The sequence below is a fragment of the Pseudobacter sp. genome, assembly GCF_051955275.1.
GTDB lineage: Bacteria > Bacteroidota > Bacteroidia > Chitinophagales > Chitinophagaceae > Pseudobacter.
On record NZ_JBQCGW010000033.1, the window covers coordinates 39,480 to 59,705 of the forward strand.

15 protein-coding genes and 1 pseudogene are annotated in these 20,226 nt (G+C 49.0%); 7 read left to right on the forward strand and 9 right to left on the reverse strand.

From position 1 onward, the window contains the following. Positions 1-27: 27 nt before the first annotated feature. From ACTHMC_RS03620 to ACTHMC_RS03630, 3 genes are all read right to left on the reverse strand, one after another. Positions 28-624, reverse strand: a complete 597-nt coding sequence (locus ACTHMC_RS03620) for an RNA polymerase sigma factor (protein ID WP_440410893.1) — start codon at positions 622-624, stop codon at positions 28-30. A 64-nt stretch (positions 625-688) separates the two neighbouring features. After that, positions 689-2,851 carry a response regulator gene (locus ACTHMC_RS03625; protein WP_440410895.1) on the reverse strand — a complete coding sequence of 721 codons (2,163 nt, stop codon included), beginning with the start codon at positions 2,849-2,851 and terminating at the stop codon, positions 689-691. A gap of 131 nt (positions 2,852-2,982) precedes the next feature. Then, a complete protein-coding gene (locus tag ACTHMC_RS03630) occupies positions 2,983-3,675 on the reverse strand; it encodes a LytR/AlgR family response regulator transcription factor (RefSeq protein WP_440410896.1) in 693 nt (230 codons plus the stop codon). A 145-nt stretch (positions 3,676-3,820) separates the two neighbouring features. Here ACTHMC_RS03630 and ACTHMC_RS03635 point away from each other — a divergent pair, with 145 nt between their 5' ends. From ACTHMC_RS03635 to ACTHMC_RS03645, 3 genes are all read left to right on the forward strand, one after another. After that, complete coding sequence (locus tag ACTHMC_RS03635) at positions 3,821-4,294, forward strand: Dps family protein (RefSeq protein ID WP_440410898.1); 474 nt, start codon at positions 3,821-3,823, stop codon at positions 4,292-4,294. Positions 4,295-4,324: 30 nt separating this feature from the next. Beyond that, a complete protein-coding gene (locus ACTHMC_RS03640) occupies positions 4,325-5,089 on the forward strand; it encodes an alpha/beta hydrolase (RefSeq protein ID WP_440410900.1) in 765 nt (254 codons plus the stop codon). A gap of 87 nt (positions 5,090-5,176) precedes the next feature. Continuing rightward, the gene (locus tag ACTHMC_RS03645) at positions 5,177-6,214 is read left to right on the forward strand and encodes a cupin domain-containing protein (protein WP_440410901.1); all 1,038 of its coding nucleotides are present in this window, start codon (positions 5,177-5,179) and stop codon (positions 6,212-6,214) included. A gap of 8 nt (positions 6,215-6,222) precedes the next feature. On the opposite strand, the gene ACTHMC_RS03650 is transcribed toward ACTHMC_RS03645, so the two are convergent. Further along, complete coding sequence (locus ACTHMC_RS03650) at positions 6,223-7,659, reverse strand: PLP-dependent aminotransferase family protein (RefSeq protein ID WP_440410903.1); 1,437 nt, start codon at positions 7,657-7,659, stop codon at positions 6,223-6,225. Between the two features lie 91 nt (positions 7,660-7,750). Here ACTHMC_RS03650 and ACTHMC_RS03655 point away from each other — a divergent pair, with 91 nt between their 5' ends. Both ACTHMC_RS03655 and ACTHMC_RS03660 read left to right on the forward strand, forming a co-directional pair. Beyond that, a complete protein-coding gene (locus ACTHMC_RS03655; protein WP_440410905.1) occupies positions 7,751-8,641 on the forward strand; it encodes a DMT family transporter in 891 nt (296 codons plus the stop codon). A gap of 9 nt (positions 8,642-8,650) precedes the next feature. Continuing rightward, the gene (locus ACTHMC_RS03660; protein WP_440410907.1) at positions 8,651-9,151 is read left to right on the forward strand and encodes an FMN-binding negative transcriptional regulator; all 501 of its coding nucleotides are present in this window, start codon (positions 8,651-8,653) and stop codon (positions 9,149-9,151) included. On the opposite strand, the pseudogene ACTHMC_RS03665 reads toward ACTHMC_RS03660, so the two are convergent. Further along, a pseudogene (locus tag ACTHMC_RS03665) lies at positions 9,115-9,237 on the reverse strand (DUF2196 domain-containing protein); the annotation flags it as partial. The gene ACTHMC_RS03660 and the pseudogene ACTHMC_RS03665 overlap by 37 nt on opposite strands. A 57-nt stretch (positions 9,238-9,294) precedes the next feature. On the opposite strand from ACTHMC_RS03665, the gene ACTHMC_RS03670 reads away from it, so the two are divergent. Beyond that, positions 9,295-9,504 (forward strand): hypothetical protein, encoded by a 210-nt coding sequence (locus ACTHMC_RS03670; RefSeq protein WP_440410909.1) that lies wholly within the window; start codon positions 9,295-9,297, stop codon positions 9,502-9,504. A gap of 70 nt (positions 9,505-9,574) precedes the next feature. After that, entirely contained in the window at positions 9,575-12,964 is a 3,390-nt protein-coding gene (locus ACTHMC_RS03675; RefSeq protein ID WP_440410911.1) for a DEAD/DEAH box helicase, read from the forward strand. Positions 12,965-13,166: 202 nt separating this feature from the next. Here ACTHMC_RS03675 and ACTHMC_RS03680 read toward each other — a convergent pair whose 3' ends face one another. The 4 genes from ACTHMC_RS03680 to ACTHMC_RS03695 form a co-directional block, all read right to left on the reverse strand. Continuing rightward, complete coding sequence (locus ACTHMC_RS03680; protein ID WP_440410912.1) at positions 13,167-14,597, reverse strand: TlpA family protein disulfide reductase; 1,431 nt, start codon at positions 14,595-14,597, stop codon at positions 13,167-13,169. 53 nt (positions 14,598-14,650) lie between these two features. Beyond that, positions 14,651-15,958, reverse strand: a complete 1,308-nt coding sequence (locus ACTHMC_RS03685) for a RagB/SusD family nutrient uptake outer membrane protein (RefSeq protein WP_440410914.1) — start codon at positions 15,956-15,958, stop codon at positions 14,651-14,653. A 16-nt stretch (positions 15,959-15,974) separates the two neighbouring features. After that, entirely contained in the window at positions 15,975-19,631 is a 3,657-nt protein-coding gene (locus tag ACTHMC_RS03690; protein WP_440410916.1) for a SusC/RagA family TonB-linked outer membrane protein, read from the reverse strand. Positions 19,632-19,810: 179 nt separating this feature from the next. Beyond that, on the reverse strand, positions 19,811-20,226 hold a 416-nt coding region (locus ACTHMC_RS03695), incomplete at its 5' end, for a FecR family protein (RefSeq protein ID WP_440410918.1).

The following is a 20,226-nucleotide window of genomic DNA, read 5'->3' on the forward strand; positions in this document are numbered from 1 at the left end:
GGGTATGGCATTGAAATGAAATTTTTTTTACGGCCAGGGGGAAAACAGCACCGCCGCCACGATGCCCAGTTCCGGGTAATGCTTTTGGAGATAAGCCCGGATGGAAGCCAGCGCTCTCACCAAATGACTTTTGGAGGTAGTGGGGGAAATATCCATCACCCGGGCTATCTGTTCATGAGTAAGTCCCTGGAAACGATGCAGGGTGAAGGCCTTCTTCAGCTGTGGAGAAAGTTGATCGATGGCCTCCTGCATTACCTGCTGCAATTGACGACTGGCAAGTGTTTCCTCTGCAGTAGGGGAAAGATCAGCAAAGAAGCCCAGGAGATAGGGCTCATATTCAGTGGATACCACTTTTTTTCTAAGGTAGTCGCGGGCCAGATTCCTGGTGATGGTGTTCAGCCAGGGTCTGAACTGTTCCACTTCACGTAGACCAGCCTTTTTTATCCATACCCTGGTGAATATCTCCTGGGTCAGATCCTGCGCCAGTTCAGGAGATTTCATCAGCCGGAGTGCAATGCCGTATACATGTTTTACATATTGATCATAGAGCATCCTGAATGCTTTCTGGTCACCCGCTGCAACCCGCAGGATCAATTCTCTTTCATATGGTGGATGCGCTGTCAACTATAGCTCACAATAATTTGGATTTTGGCAGGACAGGCAGTAATGATATCCCAAAAATATCGAATTAATGGTTCCTGTAAAAATGCTGCGCTTCTTCCATGGCCTTTGCCATCAATTCCTGCAGGTTTTGCAACACTGCCTGAAGGCGTACTTCATTCCCTTCAGAATATTCGATTTCATCCAGTAAAGGATTGAGGAGCTCATTCAGCCCCATCACTGAAATGGTAGTTTTAAGATTATGAGCGGTAGCGCGCATCCTTTGCTCATCGCGGGTTTTCATTGCATGCGCCAATTCTTCCATAGCTTTCGGTACGGCCCTGATGAATTTCTGTGCTGCAACCTGCTCATACGCCATATCCCCTGCGCTCACATCCCGCAGGTATTCCAGGTTGATGATCTGAAACGTTCCTGAATTATTTTCCGTATCCACAGTTCCCGGTTGCACAAAAGATGTGAACCTGCTGATCAGGCTGCTCAACTGCTCCTGTTTCACCGGCTTGGCGATATATTCATTCATTCCATAACTCAGGCATTTCTCGCGTTCACCAGGCATGGCATGGGCCGTCATGGCAATGATGGGTATATCGGATTTCAATTCATTCCTGATCTTACGTGCCGCAGTATAACCATCCATCAACGGCATCTGGATATCCATCAACACCAGGTCATATTTTTTTGCCCGGATCTTATGGATGGCTTCCAGGCCGTTGCCTGCAAGATCAAACTGCAGACCCCAGTTTTTGAATATATGCGTGAGCAGGCTCTGATTGAATTCATTGTCCTCCGTGATCAGCACCGTTATGCCGGAACCGGATCGCTGCGGCAAAAGAGATCCAGCCACTGCCAGGTTATCATTTATCTGGCTGGTGGAAACCATATAAGGGATCATTACATGAAATACAGTTCCCCGCCCGGCTTCACTTTCCACATCTATAATACCCTGCTGCAGTTCCACCAGGTCTCTTACAATGGACAGGCCCAGTCCTGTTCCTCCATACTGACGGGTGATGGTATCATCTGCCTGTTCAAACCTTCCGAAGATATGCCTCAGCTTATGCGGCTCGATACCGATACCGGTATCACGCACATCCAGCTTCAGTTTCACAATATTGCCTTCCTGTGACGCCATCATCACTTTCAGTGATACCGTACCTGCTTCTGTGAACTTGAGCGCATTGCCCAGCAGGTTATTGAGGATCTGTGTCAGCCTCATGGGATCCCCTTCCAGGATATCCGGAATATTATTATCGATTTCCACTTTCACCAGCAGGCCTTTGCCTTTGGCCCTTTGCTGCATCATGGTACCGATGGAATTGATGAGACCACGTAAACTGAAAGGTACATGCTCTATCCGCATCATGCCAGCTTCTATCTTTGAAATATCCAGGATATCATTTACAATGGCCAGCAGGTTCTCACCCGATTTCTCGATGGCCTGCACATATTGCTTCTCCTCTTCATTCAGTTTCTTTTGTGATAACAACTGCGTGAAGCCGATGATAGCGTTCATCGGAGTGCGGATCTCGTGGCTCATATTGGCCAGGAAATTCTCCTTCACCTTTGCCGTGTCCCGCAACATCTTTTCGGATCGGATCAGTTTTTTAATGATGAAGATGATGTACATAAACACCAGCGCAGCTGCCAGCAATACCAGCGCCATTACGATATAACTGAACTCGATGGCCTTTTGCCCGCTTCGCTGCACATCATCCGTGATCAGCGAAAGCTGGTTGCCCCTGGCGTTGGTGATCTTACGTACATTTCTTTCAATATCATAGGACACCCATTCAGGCAGATTGGAATTGATGGTATCTTCCGCCGCCCTCACGCCATGTAAGCGGTATGCACGCAGTACATCACGGAAAAGGTCAACTTTCAGCTGAATGCTTTTATTCAGCTCCCTGATCAATACCACACTCAGGGAATCATCATGAATGGTGCGCAGAAAATCCTGTGCAGCCTGTATTTCATTGAACTCACTGTCGAGGCCTGATAAGTATGAAGTATCCCCGGATTCGATAAAGCCGCGGATCTTTCTTTCGATCACCACCTTGCTCTTGGCTGCGTCCAGCAGGTTTTTGGTGATCTGAAACTCATCCATCAGTTGTTTATTGCTGGTAACAAGCGCATTCACATGCCTGGTTGAATTGTACTCCAGGTATCCCAGTATAATGGTGCCCAGGATGAAGGGCCCGATGATGTAAAAAATGATCCGCTTGCCAGACATTGGGGTAACGTTTTAATTGAATCCTCACTTATCAACTTTCCGGGCAAAAATACCGTTCAGTTCAGCAGGATCCGGAAACAAGCAATGAGCAGGGTAAAAGTATCGACAAACAGGAGTTTCCGGGCGACGGGTCAGAGCACATTCATCCGCCTGTTCAGGGTGGCCCTGTACGCATCAGCCACCGGCACTGTTCTGTCCTGCACAATGATCACACCGTCACGGATGGTATCTATCTTATCTATAGCAATGATAAATGAACGGTGCACGCGCAGGAATTTTGCAGCAGGCAGGCGGTCTTCCACAGCTTTCAATGTATTGTGGATGGCGTAGAACTTCTGCGCGGTATGCAGTTTCACATAATCACGCATGGATTCCACAAAGAGGATATCGTTCAGTTTCAACCGTCTGATGATACTGGAATCGCGGATAAAAATGAATTCCTCTCCGTTCATATTCAGTTCCTCTTCTGCGCTGGCCAGCAGTTCCCTGGCCTTATCGATAGCCTGGATCAGCCTGGCAGGCGTTACCGGCTTGATGATATAGTCTGCCACATTGAGCTCAAAAGCCTCCACGGCATAGTCTCTTTTGGAAGTGGTGAAAATGATGACGGGACCCTTACCCAGGTTGCGGGTAAGCTCCAACCCAGACATGCCCGGCATTTCGATATCCAGCAATATCAGGTCCACAGGTGTTTCCTGCAGCAGGTTATAGGCCTGTAACGCATCGGCGCATTCGCCCACGATCTTCACATCCTTTATCCTGCCTGCGATCTGACCTACGATATCCCTGGCAATCTCATTATCGTCAACTATCAGCACGTTCATGAATCAAATATAATAAATCGCCTGACATACTTCCTTTCCCGTCGACAGGTTTTGCCTACCCGTCGTTTTGCAGGAGCGAACCCTTCCTGATCAAAGTAAGTTGCACCTGCTAACAAACACTGACCAATAACAAAAACCATAACAAATGAACACTTCTATCGGCATCAGCCCAGACCACCTTCTGAAAGTTTCCCAGGTACTGAACGGCATCCTCTCGGATGAGTTCCTCCTTTATCTCAAAACAAGGAATGCACACTGGAACGTTGAGGGGCCCGACTTCTACAACAAACATAAATTCTTTGAAGCGCAGTACCAGGAACTGGATGAGATCGTAGACGATCTCGCAGAGCGCATCCGCACACTGGGGCATTATGCAGTGGCCACCATGAAAGATTATCTTCAACTGACCCATCTTACTGAGCTTACAAGGAACACCAATGACAGTGCAGGTTATATCAAAGAACTGCTGGCAGACCACGAGAGCATCCTCATCCACCTCCGCGAAAATGTAAACCATTTCGCCGGTGAAATGAAAGATGCAGGCACCAGTGATTATATCACCGGCCTGATGGAAACCCATGAAAAGATGGCCTGGATGCTCAGGGCCCACCTCAGTTAATTCTTCTTTCAACCATTAAAACTTAGGATCATGAAAACCTTCTTCTCCGCCCTCCTGGGCATCGCATTATTGTGCACATTTACCAATAGATCCAGTGCACAGACTTCAAACAAAACAGTAAGGAACATTGTACTCGTTCACGGCGCTTTTGTTGACGGATCGGGCTGGGAACCGGTATACAATGATCTCACAGATAAAGGTTATCGCGTTACTGTAACGCAGCAGCCACTCAGTTCTTTTGAGGCGGATGTGGCGGCCGTGAAGCGCGCAATCAGCCTGCAGGACGGCCCCTGCCTGCTTGTTGGCCACAGTTATGGCGGAGCCGTGATCACCAGCGCCGGCAATGATCCGAAAGTTGCCGGACTGGTTTACATAGCAGCGCATGCCCCTGATGAAGGAGAATCCGAAGCTGCTAACGGAAAACAATATCCTTCTGCATACAAATCCCTGATCAAGGGAGCAGACGGTTTCGATATCATCGATCCGAAAATGTTTGCTGCTGATTTTGCCGGTGATCTGGCTCCGGAAAAGGCAGCCTTCATGGCCAATGCGCAGATGCCGGTGGCAGATAGCGCATTCCATGCCATCATCCATGATCCGGCCTGGAAAAAGAAACCATCCTGGTATATGGTGGCACAGTCAGATCGCATCATCAATCCGGATCTTGAACGAATGTATGCGAAGCGCGCAGGCAGCAAAACCACAGAGATCAAAGGAGGCAGCCATGCCATCTTCGCTTCACACCCTGAAGAAGTTTCGAAACTGATCGGGGAAGCGGCTACTTCTATCCACTAGCCTGTGGAAGCCCCCGGACCAGAGCAAAGGACGATGTCTTTTGCCTCTGCGTTCCGGAACCAACCAACCATCATTCAATCTCTTTTTATGAGTACGCAATCATCCCGCTTTAAATATTCCCTTGAAAAACAGCCACCCAGGCTGGGACCTGGTGGCAGTACACACGGAGCATCCGTAAAAGAATTCCCCGCATCCGTTGGTATTGCCGGTGTATCGATGAGACTGGAACCTGGAGCCATGCGGGAACTGCACTGGCATGCCAATGCAGCTGAATGGGGTTATGTGGTGCAGGGCACAGTGCGTACAACCATCATACATCCCGGTGGAGATGCTTACACAGATGCATTCAATCCCGGTGATGTATGGTATTTCCCGAGAGGATACGGTCATGCTATTCAGAATAACGGCGATGTACCAGCGCATTTTATTCTCATTTTCGACAATGGTGATTTTTCAGAGGACCACACTTTCAGCATTACGGATTTTATTGCGCATGTTCCCAGAGAGATCGCTGCGCAGAACCTTGGATTAAGTCTGGAAGAAACGGAACTTTTACCGGCAGGAGAAGTATATTTCGCTGAAAGTGAAAGACCTGATGAGAGGTCAGTGATCGCCACACCATTGCCGGCGCCTGAACTGATGAGCATGCACCGTTATCCCCTGGGATCCCAGCGTCCAAGGCTGATCCCGGGCGGAGGCACGCAAAAACTGGTGACTGAAAAGGAATTCCCCATCAGCAAAACTATTGCGGGGTCTGTACTTGAACTGCAACCCGGGGCACTGCGGGAACTGCATTGGCACCCCAATGCAGACGAATGGCAATATTTTCTTTCCGGCAATGCAGAGATAACGGTTTTCCTGGCGGAGAGCAATGCCGTAACGGAACAGTATGAAGCCGGTGATATCGGGTATGTGCCCATGGGTGCAGGTCATTATATTAAAAACACAGGAGCGGAAGTATGCAGGATCCTGATTGGTTTCAATAGCGGCGAGTATCAGTCGATAGACCTGAGCAGCTGGCTGGCTTCCAATCCCACGGACCTGCTGGAAGGAAATTTCGGAGTATCGGGAGGCATTATCGGTAAGTTCATGCAGGGTGGGCATTTTATCAAACGGCCTGTGTAAGGTTTTATTCATTGCATATTTATAAACGTTATCTCCTTATCATCTTTGCAAGGCTTCCCAGTTTTTTTCAATTTCAATTGCAGGTCATCCGTCCATGGTAATCCGTAACACAACCTCATGCAATGATTGAACTGGTCCTGCAAAGTGAACATCCTGCCAGGCGCAATGCTGATCTTCTGTTTCATGGCCAGCTCATACAACTCAACGGCATCGATGCTCTTATCAAATTCAACCCATAATGCCAGGCCGCCCTGCGGCCTGCTGGTACGGGTGCCTTCCGGAAAAAATTCCGCGATGGCGTCAACATACTGCCGGTAATTGTATTGCAGTGTTTTGCGGAGATGGCGGAGATGGTTATCATACCGGGCGCTCTTCAGAAAATTAGCAGCCGCCTCCTGCGTGATGGAAGAACCGGCAATAGTATGCACCAGTTTCTGTTTCATAATTTTTTCTTTGTACCTGCCCGGCGCCACCCAACCTACCCGGTAGCCTGGCGCCAGTGTTTTGGAGAGAGAGCTGCACAACAACACATTTCCTTCCGTATCAAATGCCTTGCAACATTTGGGTCGATGCGTACCAAAATACAGATCACCATATACATCATCTTCTATTAATGGTATACCATGGCTGCTTAACAATCTTACCGCTTCCTGTTTATTCTCATCCGGCATACAGCTGCCAAGCGGCGTATTGAAATTAGATACCAGCAGACAGATATCGATCTTCGGCAGGGCCTTCTTCAGCGCCTCCATCAGGATCCCCGTTTCAGGGTGTGTTGGTAACTCAAGTACTTTCAAACCCAGGCTGAGCGCCAGTTGCAGGATACCCGGGTAACAGGGGCTCTCGATAGCAACCGTATCTCCCGGCTTTCCCAGGGCCATCAGGCAATAGGCGATGGCATTCAATCCACCGCTGGTAGTCACCAGCTCGTGCTCCTGCAGGTTACCACCCCAGGTGAGCGCGCGGGCCGCCACCATCCTTCTCAGTTTTTCGTTTCCCTGCGGGTTCTCATAATTCGCCCCCGCTCCTTTCAGTTCGCGGGTGGCATGAACGATCTCCTTGCTGAGCCTCGCCTGCGGCAGCAGTGAGCCTACCGCTGCCCCCACTGAAAAAAGCGTGAGCTTGTCATTGCCCATATTCGCATACACACGATCAATCAGGTCTGCCGGTTCTTTATGCTTCGGCAAAGTAGAAGGCTTGCTCACTGCCGGTAATGGCAGGCGGCGATAAGCAGTGCGGCTCACAAAATAACCCGACTGCGGTTTTGATTCTATCAGCGACTGCGCTTCCAGCTCCAGGAAAACCCTTTTGGCCGTATTCATGCTGATGCCATGCTCCTGGCATAACATCCGCACGGAAGGCAGGCGCTCGCCAGCTTTCAGCACTTCTGTTTTAATAAGATGCGCCAGCTTTCCGGAGATCTCCGAGTAAATGAAATCTTTCATGATTCAACTGTATCCATCAAAACTAACAAAACTGAGACTGTATCCATACAATCCACTCTGTTAATTTTACTGTATCATATAAAGAGAAAAGATGAACAGCGAAATAAGCTTAGTCAGAAAGAGCCATCTTTCTGCAGGATGGATCAATGGTTTTATCGGAGTACTGATCTTCAGCGGATCACTTCCCGCCACGCGGCTGGCGATCCAGGATTTCAACCCGGTTTTCCTGACGATGGCCCGTGCTGCGATAGCAGGAATGCTGGGATTGATACTGCTACTGGTATTCAGAGAGAAGCGGCCGGACAAAGCGCAACTGTTTTCACTCACACTCGTAGCATGTGGCGTGGTGATCGGCTTCCCCTTATTGAGCGCTCTGGCCCTTCAATATGTAAGTTCAGCACATGGGATCATCTTCAATGGTATGCTGCCATTGACAACGGCTATCTTCGCTGTACTGCGCGGAGGCGAAAGGCCCAAACCCGCATTCTGGCTGTTTTCTGTACTGGGCAGCGCATTGGTGATCGGCTTTGCCTTTTCACAGGGCATCCATGTTTCTTACACGGGAGATATCCTGATGCTGATGGCCGTGATCGTCTGCGGACTTGGGTATGCAGAAGGCGCTAAATTGTCCAAAACCCTGGGAGGCTGGCAGGTGATCTCATGGGCGCTGGTGCTTTCATTGCCTGTGACCATTCCTTTACTGCTGTGGATGATGCCTCCCACATTTGAAGGAGTGCGTGCACCCGCCTGGATGGGGTTGATATATGTATCCCTGTTCAGCATGCTGATCGGTTTCGTATTCTGGTACAGGGGACTGGCGCAGGGAGGCATTGCGGCAGTTGGACAAATACAATTATTACAACCTTTCTTCGGACTGGCACTGGCCGCTGCTTTACTGAACGAAACAGTGAGCACCGGCATGATCGGCATCACACTCGCGGTGATCCTCTGCGTGGCAGGCAGCAGAAAGTACGGCAAATAAAATCATACGATGTATATACCTACACTTTTCCGGTGGGATGAAGCGGCAGACAAGATCTCCTTCATGCAGCAGTACAGTTTCGCAACTATCATAACTGGCAAGGGAAATATTCCTGTTGCCACTCACCTTCCCTTTGTAGTAGAACAAAGGGAGGATCAGTTATACCTGAGCTCCCATTTTGCCAAAGCCAATGAACACACCACGCTCATAGAAGCAAACCCGTCACTGGTGATCTTTTCAGAGCCACATGCCTATATTTCTCCGAAACATTATGACAAAAAACAAAGTGTTCCCACCTGGGATTATATATCAGCACATGCGTATGGCCATGCAAGGATCATCCATGATAAAGCAGTCGTCTCCGAAGTAGTTAATCCGGATAACTATTCACCATCCGGATCAACTACTTCGGTCTCCGCTACACGCCCTACTTGTCCATCTTTCAGCCTCACTTTGATTCCCCTGGAATGGAATGCGGCCGACGTGAGAATAGCTTCCACGATACCATAAGTAAGCCTTCCGCTGCGCTGGTCTTTCTTCAGGATCACAGCTACTTCCTGTCCGGGATAGATATCTTTTCTGTACTGGCCATCCATATTTTTCGGTTTTCAGCTGTAAAAATATCGAATGTAATCCGGCTAACCGCTGTTCTTTTGCTCATTCCAGTAATAGCTGTCGGGGTACTGTCTTTTTCCGAAGACAGCAGTGCCAACCCTCACAATGGTAGCGCCCTCTTCAATGGCAGTTTCCAGATCTCCGCTCATGCCCATGCTGAGTGCATACGCACCTTCTGGCAGCAACCCTTGCTGCAGGGCCTGATCGCGGATCTCACGCAGCAGCCTGAACGAAGGCCTTACTCCTAACTATCAAAACATTTTGCTGTTAAAATATTTTAAAGAGCCCGGCCTTTAAATAGCCGATATTTGCAGGCTTATGGACCAGGCTTCAGGCAATATTATTGATACCCCCGGGCGGGGCATTCCTTTCAAGCGGTTTGCCATTGATGCGATCGATGAGCCCCTGATAGCGGGAAGTCACCCTGGCGGGCATTTTATCGAGCCGAAGGATTATCAGCTGATCAGCCCGGACGAGCTGGAAGCAGGTCATGGTATTTTCCTCAACCGCCTGGCCTTTCCCCTGTTTCCCCCGGTTACCGTATTACAGCAGCAACAGCAATTACTGGTAAGCTGCACCTGCAATTCCAGTGATCAACGTTTATGCATACACGAAGCTCAGGTTCTGACAGCCCTGTTACGCCGGCAGGAATTGGGTGCTTTTTTCTTTACGGCCACCAGGCATGCAATGCTGCAGAAAGCCGGAGCGGATTATGGGTTGTCCGATTCCAGCAACCCCGATGATTATTTTTCCATTCACTGGGAGAACAATAAACTGGAAATCCGTCCGAAGCAGTCTTCGTTACTGGCCGTGAATGCAGATACCCTTCAGGCCATGAACCAGCTGCTGTACCCGCCTACGGAAAAACACCAGCTGGATGATCCCATCGCTGAAGGCAAGGCCATCATCGTTGTTTTCAGGCAGCACAAATACAACCGGCATCTGCTGATAGAGTTGTACAGCGCCCCCGTTTCAAAAGACGGGAAGATCAAGAATCCGCTGTCACCCTTTGCTCCGCTCGACCTGGCCTGGGCGCAGGATGATCCCGAGCACCTGAAATTCTACACTGCCGTGCATAAGTTCCAGAACCATCCGGCCACCAAACGTTCGGCTTCCGACCTCAAGGCCCTGAAAGCTATTATCAGGAACCCTGCCCGTTATTCTTTTTTCATCCACAATCCGGATGTTTCAGAAAAAATTACAGCCAGCTCCATCTTGCTGATCAAAGCGGCGATGCTGCCCAACGGTATCAGTCTGACCGTTTCTGAGGAAGGTGATTTTTATGCGATCGGAGGAAGACTGCTGCTGGGCAATACGGAACATCCATTGAAGGACGCGCAGCTTCGCTTCAACTGGTTCCTGCAGGCAAACGATACTTTGTACCTGATAGATCAACTGCCGGCGCTCGGCATGATCGAATTACTGAAGAAGAAAGATCATTTTCTCGTTCATAAGAACAAATACGGCGAATTCAAAAGCCAACTGCTGGAAAAACTGGAGGACAAGCTCGATATCGATTATAAGTATATCAATCCCGCCACGGAAACAGAGAAGAAGGCCGGGGAAAAACTGCAACGCATCATCTACCTCTCCGATCTGAAGAATTACGTGATGATCATTCCTGTGATCAGGTACGGCGAAACCGAGATTCCCATCAGAACGAAGCGTCAGGTGCATACTGTCAACGCCAAAGGGAAAGAAATACTCCTTCCCCGTAATGATGATGCAGAGCGGTCCTTCACGGCACTGATCATGGGCCAGCACCCTCATTTTGAAGAGCAGCAGGATAACGACCTTCATTACTGGTACCTGCACCGCGACCGCTTCCTGAACGAAGACTGGTTCCTTCATGCCTTTGAAATATGGAACAAGGAAGGGATCACCGTGCTCGGCTTCAATGAACTCGATAATAACAGGCTGAACCCGCACCGTGTGAAGATCGATATCAAGGTGCTCTCCGGTATCAACTGGTTCAATGCTGATATCCGCGTTAAATTCGGTAAGCAAAAGGCCTCGCTGAAACAGGTTTACAAATCCATCCGCAATCATAACAAGTACGTGCAGCTGGATGATGGCACACTGGGAATCCTTCCTGAAGAATGGATCAACAGGTTCTCCGATTATTTCAACAATGCCGAGATCATCGATGAATCCACCATCCGCATTCAGAAGATCAACCTCACTGCCATCGAGCAGTTATACGAAGCGGCCCTCCCGGATGCAGCAGTGGAAGAAGAGATCAGCCGCTATCGCAACAAGCTGCAGGATATCCGTCATATTTCAGAAATAGACACTCCTGCTGAATTACAAACGGAGCTCCGTGCTTATCAGCGTGAAGGCCTCAACTGGCTCAATGCCCTCGATGATCTGAATTTCGGAGGCTGCCTGGCGGATGATATGGGACTGGGCAAATCCGTTCAGATCATTGCCTTCATACTTTCACAGCGGCATAAAGTTGAAAAGAATACCAACCTGCTGGTGGTTCCCAGCACGCTCATCTTCAACTGGCAGCAGGAAGTGGCGCGCTTTGCACCTGATATCCGCATTCATACATTGCACGGGGCGAACCGGATCAAGCACACGGAAAACTTCGATCAGTATGAGATCATCCTTACCAGTTACGGCACCCTGCTCTCAGATGTACTCTTTCTGAAAGATTACACATTCAACTATGTGTTCCTGGATGAGTCCCAGAATATCAAAAACCCCGAAACGCAACGCTATAAGGCAGTCCGGCTGCTCAATGCACGCAACAGGATCGCCATCACCGGCACACCGGTAGAGAACAACACTTTCGATCTCTTCAGCCAGTTGTCATTTGCCTGTCCCGGTCTGCTGGGCAGCAGGCAATATTTCAGGGATGTATTTTCCATTCCCATCGATAATTTCAAAAACTCCAGGCGCGCTAAAGAACTGCACCAGAAAATACAACCTTTCCTGCTTCGCCGTACCAAGGAAGAAGTGGCCACGGAGCTTCCGGATAAAACCGAAATGGTAGTGTATTGCGAAATGGATGAAGAGCAGCGAGGCATTTACAATGCTTATGAAAAAGAGTTCCGCGACTATGTGAGTGCCATCACGGATGATGAACTGAAGCAGAACCCCATGAATGTACTCCGCGGCCTGACGCGTCTCCGCCAGATCTGCGACGCCCCTGCCCTCCTGGGCGATGAAGCGCTCACCGGCTACAGTTCCGCCAAGATCAACACCCTGCTGGAACAGATTGAAACAAAATCGCCGCATCACAAGATCCTGGTGTTCTCACAGTTTGTAAGCATGCTGAAACTGATAGAAACGCAACTGAAACAACGCGCAATAGGGTACGAAATGCTCACGGGCAGCACCCGCAACCGCGCCGCTGCAGTGAATGCATTCCAGGGCAATCCCGGCAGCCGTGTATTTCTTATCAGCCTGAAAGCCGGAGGTACGGGTCTTAATCTTACGGAGGCAGACTATGTGTACATTGTTGATCCCTGGTGGAATCCCGCAGTGGAGAACCAGGCCATCGATCGCGCGCACCGGATCGGTCAGGATAAAAAAGTGATTGCCATCCGGCTGATCTGTACCAATACGGTGGAAGAAAAGATCATGCAGATGCAGGAAACCAAACAATCCCTGGCAGATGATCTCATTAAATCCGGTAACGCACTTGCTCCCGTATTATCTAGAAATGAATTGATCAAACTCCTCAGTTTTCAACCGCAGTAAATTTTTTCATTTACCCGGGGACCAGTCGCTCGCGTCCCGCGAGTGACCAATATTTGCCCGCCTTCGGCGGGCAGCGTGTCGCCGGAGGCGACGGAATAAAAGTCACTCGCGGGGACGCGAGCGCTGGGCACAGCGAAACAAAACCGGGCTGACATTTTAAGTCAGCCCGGTGATAAGGATTCATGGCTATCATCAACTGCGTTTACTTCAGCAGTTCTTTCAATTGATCTTCCAGCTGTGGCTCTGAAGGCCTTTTCGCTTTTGACTCAATGATCTCTCCAGCAGGTCCGAGTAAGATAAAATGAGGAATCCCCACAATCGTGTAATCTTTCACGAAAGCAGTTTCCCAGGCTTTATCGGCCATTATCTGGATACCGGTAAGTTTTTCCTTTCTCACGAAATTGATCCACTTCTGCCTGTCGCCTACCTCATCGATGGATATGCTCACAAACGCGATGTTCTTATCATGGTATTTCGCTTCCAGTTTTTTCAGGTAAGGGATCTCTGCTTTACAGGGTCCGCACCAGGTGGCCCAGAGATCGATGTATACATATTTTCCGCGCAGGCTTTCCAGCGATATTACAGTCCCGCTGGTATCGGCAAATGCAAAAGAGGGGGACGGCGCTCCTTTTATATATTTTATTTTCCTGTTGTACACATCCTGCACCATGCTTCTGAACCGCTCATTCTTTGCCAGTGACATGAACAGATTATAAGCAGAGTCAAGCCTGGCACGGTCACCTGACTCCTTCAATATACCTCCAACATACTGGAAAGCGTAAAATTCACGGATGAAGGGGCTGGTCACATGTTGCTGCGCCACCTTGAATTTAGCTTCGCCCAAACCTTCCCTGCCCGCTTTTTTCCCGGGTATCTTCCAGGTCATTCTCGTCAATTGCAGATCATGGTCACGCCTGAAAGCAGCGGAGGCAATGAACAGTGCCTCATCATTGATATCTATGCCTCCGAGGATCACCGAATCAATCCTGGCCTTGTCTTCAGCGCTCAGCTCTTTCTCTTTGGCCAGTTTGAAAACCATACTGATACTATCCTGCGGTGCATCCCTGCTCACCATTTCATCCATCCGCTTCATCGTTTCTGGATTCATGCCGTACCCGAAATTGTAAGAACTCATCATTCTTCTCTCGATACTCTTCAGGTAAGCATTAGCCACTTCATTGAAGAAAGGGCTTCCCTTCACCTTCCGGATCATCGCAGTACCTTCTTTGCGGAACTTCACCAGCCGGGAAAAAACCTCGTCTGGCTCCACTTTCCACCAGTACCCTTTGAATGCACCACGGTCCAGATCAAAATATTTACCTGCCAGCGATTCCAGGGAGTCTTCCAGTTGATTATGCTGGCTACCTTTTCCCTTGAACCTGTATCCTTTATTATCCGGAAGTATTTCCAGGCTGAAACCGGGAGCCAGGTAAACCGGGTTGGAGCGGCTTACTGCATAATAACCTTCCACTGCTACGGCAGGCACTTTCCAGTACTTGCCTTCGGGTGTTGCGGGAATCACTACTGATTTTCCATCGAGGGTATACATTGTCACAGGTCCACCTGTTTGCGCCTGCATTGAAACAGCAACAGCTGTGGCGCAAAGAAGACCGGTCATTTTCAAACTGATCATAATTATTATTTTTTAAGGCGGTCTGCCTTGTGGTTAGTTTCTATAATGAACAATCACCTGTCGTTCTGCGGCATGCCGGGGTTCAGTTTAACCACCGGCCCGGGGATCATCAGCGTGAACTTCTTGCTGTTGGGATCCAGTGTGTACTGCGTTCCGCTCAGTGTCCTGGTAACAGCAGGCAGCCTTCCTTCTTTGGTAAAGCGGCGCATATCCAGCCAGCGCATCCCGGAGTTCACCAGTTCTCTTCTTCTTTCATTCAATACCCAGGTGAGCGCTTCAGCGGCATCACTGGTCACATAATCCGCATGCGCATTGTCTCTTTTTGCATGAAGTTCATTCAGCAGTTGCAGGGCTCCGCTGATATCCGCAGGAGTTTTACGCAGCAGGGCTTCGGCTTTATTAAGCTGAACCTCAGGAGCTGTAATACCAACGGTGAGCTGATTCAATGCAGACAGGCTGGAGGAAGAGGGAATATATAACCTTTTACGTATATCCGTTGCCGGTAGTAACCCAAGAACAGCCGCCGTTGGCTGCATGGAAAAGGTATTGGTCTCAAACATCACTCTCATGTAAAGGATTTCGGGATCATCCTGCTTCACAGGTTTGGTAAACCCTGTACGCCTGTAATCGAGTATTGTTTTATCGATAGCTGCGCTGAGATCCGCCTGCTCTGCCGCCAGCGTGTATTCTCCCATGAATAGGTATACCCTGCTCAGGAATCCATGGGCTGCCGCCTTGCCGGCCCGGTGATTTTTCTCCGGCTTACTGTGCAGATCAGGAATGGCTTCCTTCACATCGTTGATGATCTTTGTGTAGGTATCTTTCACGGTACTTCTACCTGGATTGGGTGCATACATATCAGTAGTGGTGATGTATGGCACGCCAGGATCGGTGGCACTTGTGGCAGCATCATATAGTTTTGCATACAGGTTCACCAGCAGGAAATGAGAAAATGCCCTGCCCAGCTTCGCTTCCGCCTTATATCGCTTTTTCTCCTCTGTTGTTCCACCGGCAGCTTTGTCCACCTCATCGATGATCACATTATACTGGTTGATATTATTATACTGGTAGGTCCATAAAACGGGATCCTGATCCTGGTAAATATCATCCTGCCAGGTGTAAAGCGCCCGTAGCGGTGCAGCATTGAGTTGCCTAGCAGGATTCAGTTGTACATCATCGCTTAGCATCAAAAGGGGATAACTGAACCACACCACCAGTTTATCGGAATTGAGGAGCAGATCGTAGTCGCGGGTATCGGAAAGAATGATCTCTCCTGTGCGCTGCGATTCAAGGAATTTCTTCTCGCAGCCAGCCAGCAACACCAGCAGTGGCAGCAAAAGGAATATATGCTTTTGTTTCATTGATCTTCTTTTACAATTAAAAATTAACCTGCAGGTTGAATGACCAGGAAGGCATCAACGGCAGTGTGCGATATCCCTGGTGCAGCCTGTATGCCTCCGGATCGATACCGGCATCATTGGCTACATGCTTCCAGAGATTGCGCCCCTGCACTGAAATTTTCAGGTCCTGCACCGGCAGCCGGGGCATAGCTCTCTTGCTGAACAGATAGCTCAATACAACCTCCCGCAACTTGATCCAGGAAGCTGACTGGTACTTGATATCCGTGTAGTTGTATTCAAAGGACCTTCCCAGTACCGGGATATTCGTATGCTGCTCATCCCCCGCTTTTCTCCAGCGGTCCTTTACTGCTGCATCCGGTGCCTGGAAAACCTGGTCGCCCGTACTGAAATCCTGGGTATAGATCCCATCATTATAGGAATCCGTCTGCAGGTAATGCCCTCCATTGGTAACAAAAAGGAAACTAAGCTCAAGTCCTTTGTAACCGATAGCGTTCATCAAACCTGCTGTGTATACTGGTGTGATGCTTCCCACATGCTTGAGGTCTTCAAGAGTAAGACCACCAACAGCGCCTACAATTTCATCCTTACCGTTTTTGTTATCGTAGAACTGTCCATAACCTTTATCACTGAGCCCTGCCCAGCGGTAAGCAAACAGGCTATTGGCAGCATATCCCTGCACCTGCGCCACACGCTGCACTATTGTTCCATAATTGCCCGTTACCTTATCTACCGTATTCTTGTTGTAACTGGCATTGATGGTGGTTCTCCAGACCCAATCCTTAGTTTTGATATTAACGGTATTCAGTTGCAGCTCGATCCCCTTATTGGTCATATCGGCAACATTCTGTGTAACCAGCGAGCGGCCTATGATGGTGGGGTCCATGGATTGAACACCCAGCAGATCAACCGTCTTTTTATGATACAGGTCCAGCATACCACTGATCCTTCCATTCAGAAAAGAGAAATCCACTCCCAGGTTTTGTGTGAGGGAAGATTCCCATTTCAACTTTTTATTGTAAGGATTGAGCACCGTCAGTGTAAATGAATTGGTGAAAGTGCTGAGCGCATTGAATGCACTGGTATGGTATGGCGAATGAGTGAACCCGGGAACATTTCCCGTTAAACCGGTAGTAACACGCAATGAGAGCGTATTGATCCATTTAACATTCTCCATGAATCTTTCATGATGGAGGTTCCACTTGGCCCCGAGCGAGCCCAGCAATTCTTTATTGAGGCCTGCAGATGCATCAAAGCGGCTGCTTTTATTAATGCGCGCGCTCGCGCTTAAAGAATAGCGCTGGTCATATTCATAAGCTCCGCTGAAATAATAGGATACATAGCGGTCATCTGCAAGTGACTTATTATAAAAGTTGGTAAACTCAAAATTTATGGTCTCTTCAAACTGTGTGTTGTAGAAATTGAGCAATGCATTCTGATCAACAGGGAAACTGAGTCCACTGGAAGATCCATATCCAAAACGTGTATCGGTGGAGGAGATCTGTTGAGTCTTCTGCCACTCCGTACCGATCAGCGCATTGATCCGGCCAGGATGATTCTTGAAAGAATGGTCCATATCCAGCTGTCCCCGGACATAAAAATTGTTGACCCTTCCGCTGCCCTCTCTCAGGATATCCCCTTTGGGCAGGTTGAACACCAGTTTACCCGAAGCATTGGGAGCTGCAAAACGGTTGAGCATTGACCTCACGTAATAGGATTGCTCTTTGTTCAGTTCGGTGCTCAGTGAATTGCCGGTCTCGGTTTTGAAACCACCCTGGAATGTAAAAGTCTTGTTGATCTTGTATGAAGCGGTGGTCTGTAAACGAAGACTGTTCTCCTTTTGCTGGTAATCATAATACTTCCAGTCGTTGGCAGGATAATAACCGGCATCATAATAACCCATGTCAGTGAGGGCAGTATTCACTTCAGGAGAATACCTGCGTGCAAGTTTTGCAGGACTGCCATCAGCCTGGTAAAACCTTTCATAGGGCAGTAACCTGAGAATATAGGGAATATCCACTCCCAGTGAACTGAAAGCTTTTGAGGACGACCTGTCGATATTGGCATCGCTGTAGTTCAATCCCATCAATATTCTCAGCCTGGACGTAACTTTCAGTTCCGTATTGAAGTTGGCATTGGTATGCCTGCGGCCATCTCCCCTGTAAAGGCCGGAAGAGTTGGTATAGCCAAGTGAAGCATAATAGTTCATGAATGAACTGGGAGCTCCGCTGAAGCTGAGTGTATTGTCCTGCACATAATTGGTACCGAAGAAAACACCAGAAGCGTCCTTCCTGTTATCATGACCGGCAATAGCCGCCAGGCGTCTGTCTCTTTCCGCATCATCGAATTTCCCATCTGCATGGTCCATCAGCACATCCACCACAGGAGTATAAGCGCCTGACCAGGTATACTGATAATCATCCCTCAAAGAAGGGCTCTTTTCAAACATCTCCTTTTCAAGCTCCACCATATCGGCAGAGCCTGGCAGATGGAGATAAGACATATCCGGTTTTTCAGTTACGGTGAAATTGGAACGGAAGGCTACTTTGGTAGCAATGGAATTTCCCTTTTTAGTCTGGATCACTATCACGCCGTTGGACGCCTTCACCCCCCAGATGGCTGCAGCAGCGGCATCTCTGAGGAAAGTAATACTTGCCACGTCATTGGGATTAATAGTGTTGATCTTTCCTTCGATGGGGAAGCCATCCACTACAATGAGGGGCTGGGTATTTCCGAAGGTGCTGACACCTCTCATCATTACCTGCGGGTCATCATTATCCAGTCCCACTCCCTGGTACTGAATGGTAAAACCAGGTGCCAGTCCCTCCATCAGAGTGTTCAGGTCCCTGCTGGTGCGGTTCTCCAGGTCTTTATTGCTGATGGTGCTGAATGAGCCGGTGGCACGGTCTTTCGGCAACAACTGGTAGCCGGTACTCACCACTGTTACATTGCCGAGTTGTTGCGCATCCTGCTGCAGAACCACGCGGATGGGTTTTCCATCCCATGTTTTGAGATTTATTTCTGTACTGAGATATCCAACAAAAGATATGTTCAGCACATCATTCAGATTATCTGTAACGATGTCGAATCCGCCGCTGGCATTGGTAGATACGGCTTTGTTCGCCTTTTTCAGCAGCACGGTGGCTCCGGCGAGCGGTTCCTGTCTGCTGTTTACCACTTTACCAATGATATGTTGCTGGGGTGGACTGATCTCCACGATCCTCCATTCCGGTTTCATTTCCCGCCAGACCAGTGAGATGGTTCGGTTGCTCACCTGGAAAGTGAATGGCTGATTGTCTGTGATCTTCTCCAGGAATTCTATCAGCGGCATTTGTTTTGCGTCCACGGAGATCTGCCGGGCCGACAAAAAGAAGCCGGCATTGGCGAATACCACATAACCGGTTTGCTTCTCAATGGCGTTCAGCACGGTCTTGAGCGGCATATTCCTGCCGGAACAGGTCACCGATTGGGCGCTACCTCCTGCATATACATTCAGGAAAGTAACAGTGAGGAGTAAAGCAGTCAATTTCATCGCACGTAACCATTTTCTGCCGACGGGGTTCAGTTCGTTTTGGTTGCCCGGCATCAGTTTGATGAAGGCCCTGGCCATTTCCCGCACGGGCAGCCGAAGCCGCCGGGCATGAGAATACCCTGACCCAAACTCATAATTTGTCATACCTTTGGGTAAGTTTTGGTTGTTAAAAAATAGAGCGCAAACTCATTATTGAAGCAACTGGAATCATACCGGCAGCGCCTCAATCGCTTCCGGTTTTTTGTTGCGGCAATACATATCCGTACAGGCGGATGCCCGCAAGAATTACGACAGTCTTTTTTACGATTAAAATCTGAAACGGATCAAGGTTTATTGACGATCACAAGTTTCCTTCCTGCTTCCATCCGGAAGTTGAGCCGGGCTCCTTTCAGCATTTGCAGCAGGGTTTCCAGCGGAAGGGATCTTTCCATCTTTCCCCAGAAACTTATATCGGGAATTCCATTTTCATAAGTTACCTGAATATCATACCAGCGCTCCAGCTGGCGCATGGCTTCCTGCAATGAAAGCCCTTCAAAATTGAAGAAACCACTCTTCCAGGCTGCAATACGGTTCAGGCTTGCTTCATCTTTTGTAGTCACTTCCAGCTTCAGCGCCTGCCTGTTGATGACGGCCTGCTGCCCGGGCTTCAATATTATATCGCTTCCATTATTTACAGCTGTTCTGACAGCTCCCTGAAACAGCGTGGTGTAGATGCTCTGCTCATCATCATAGGCATTCA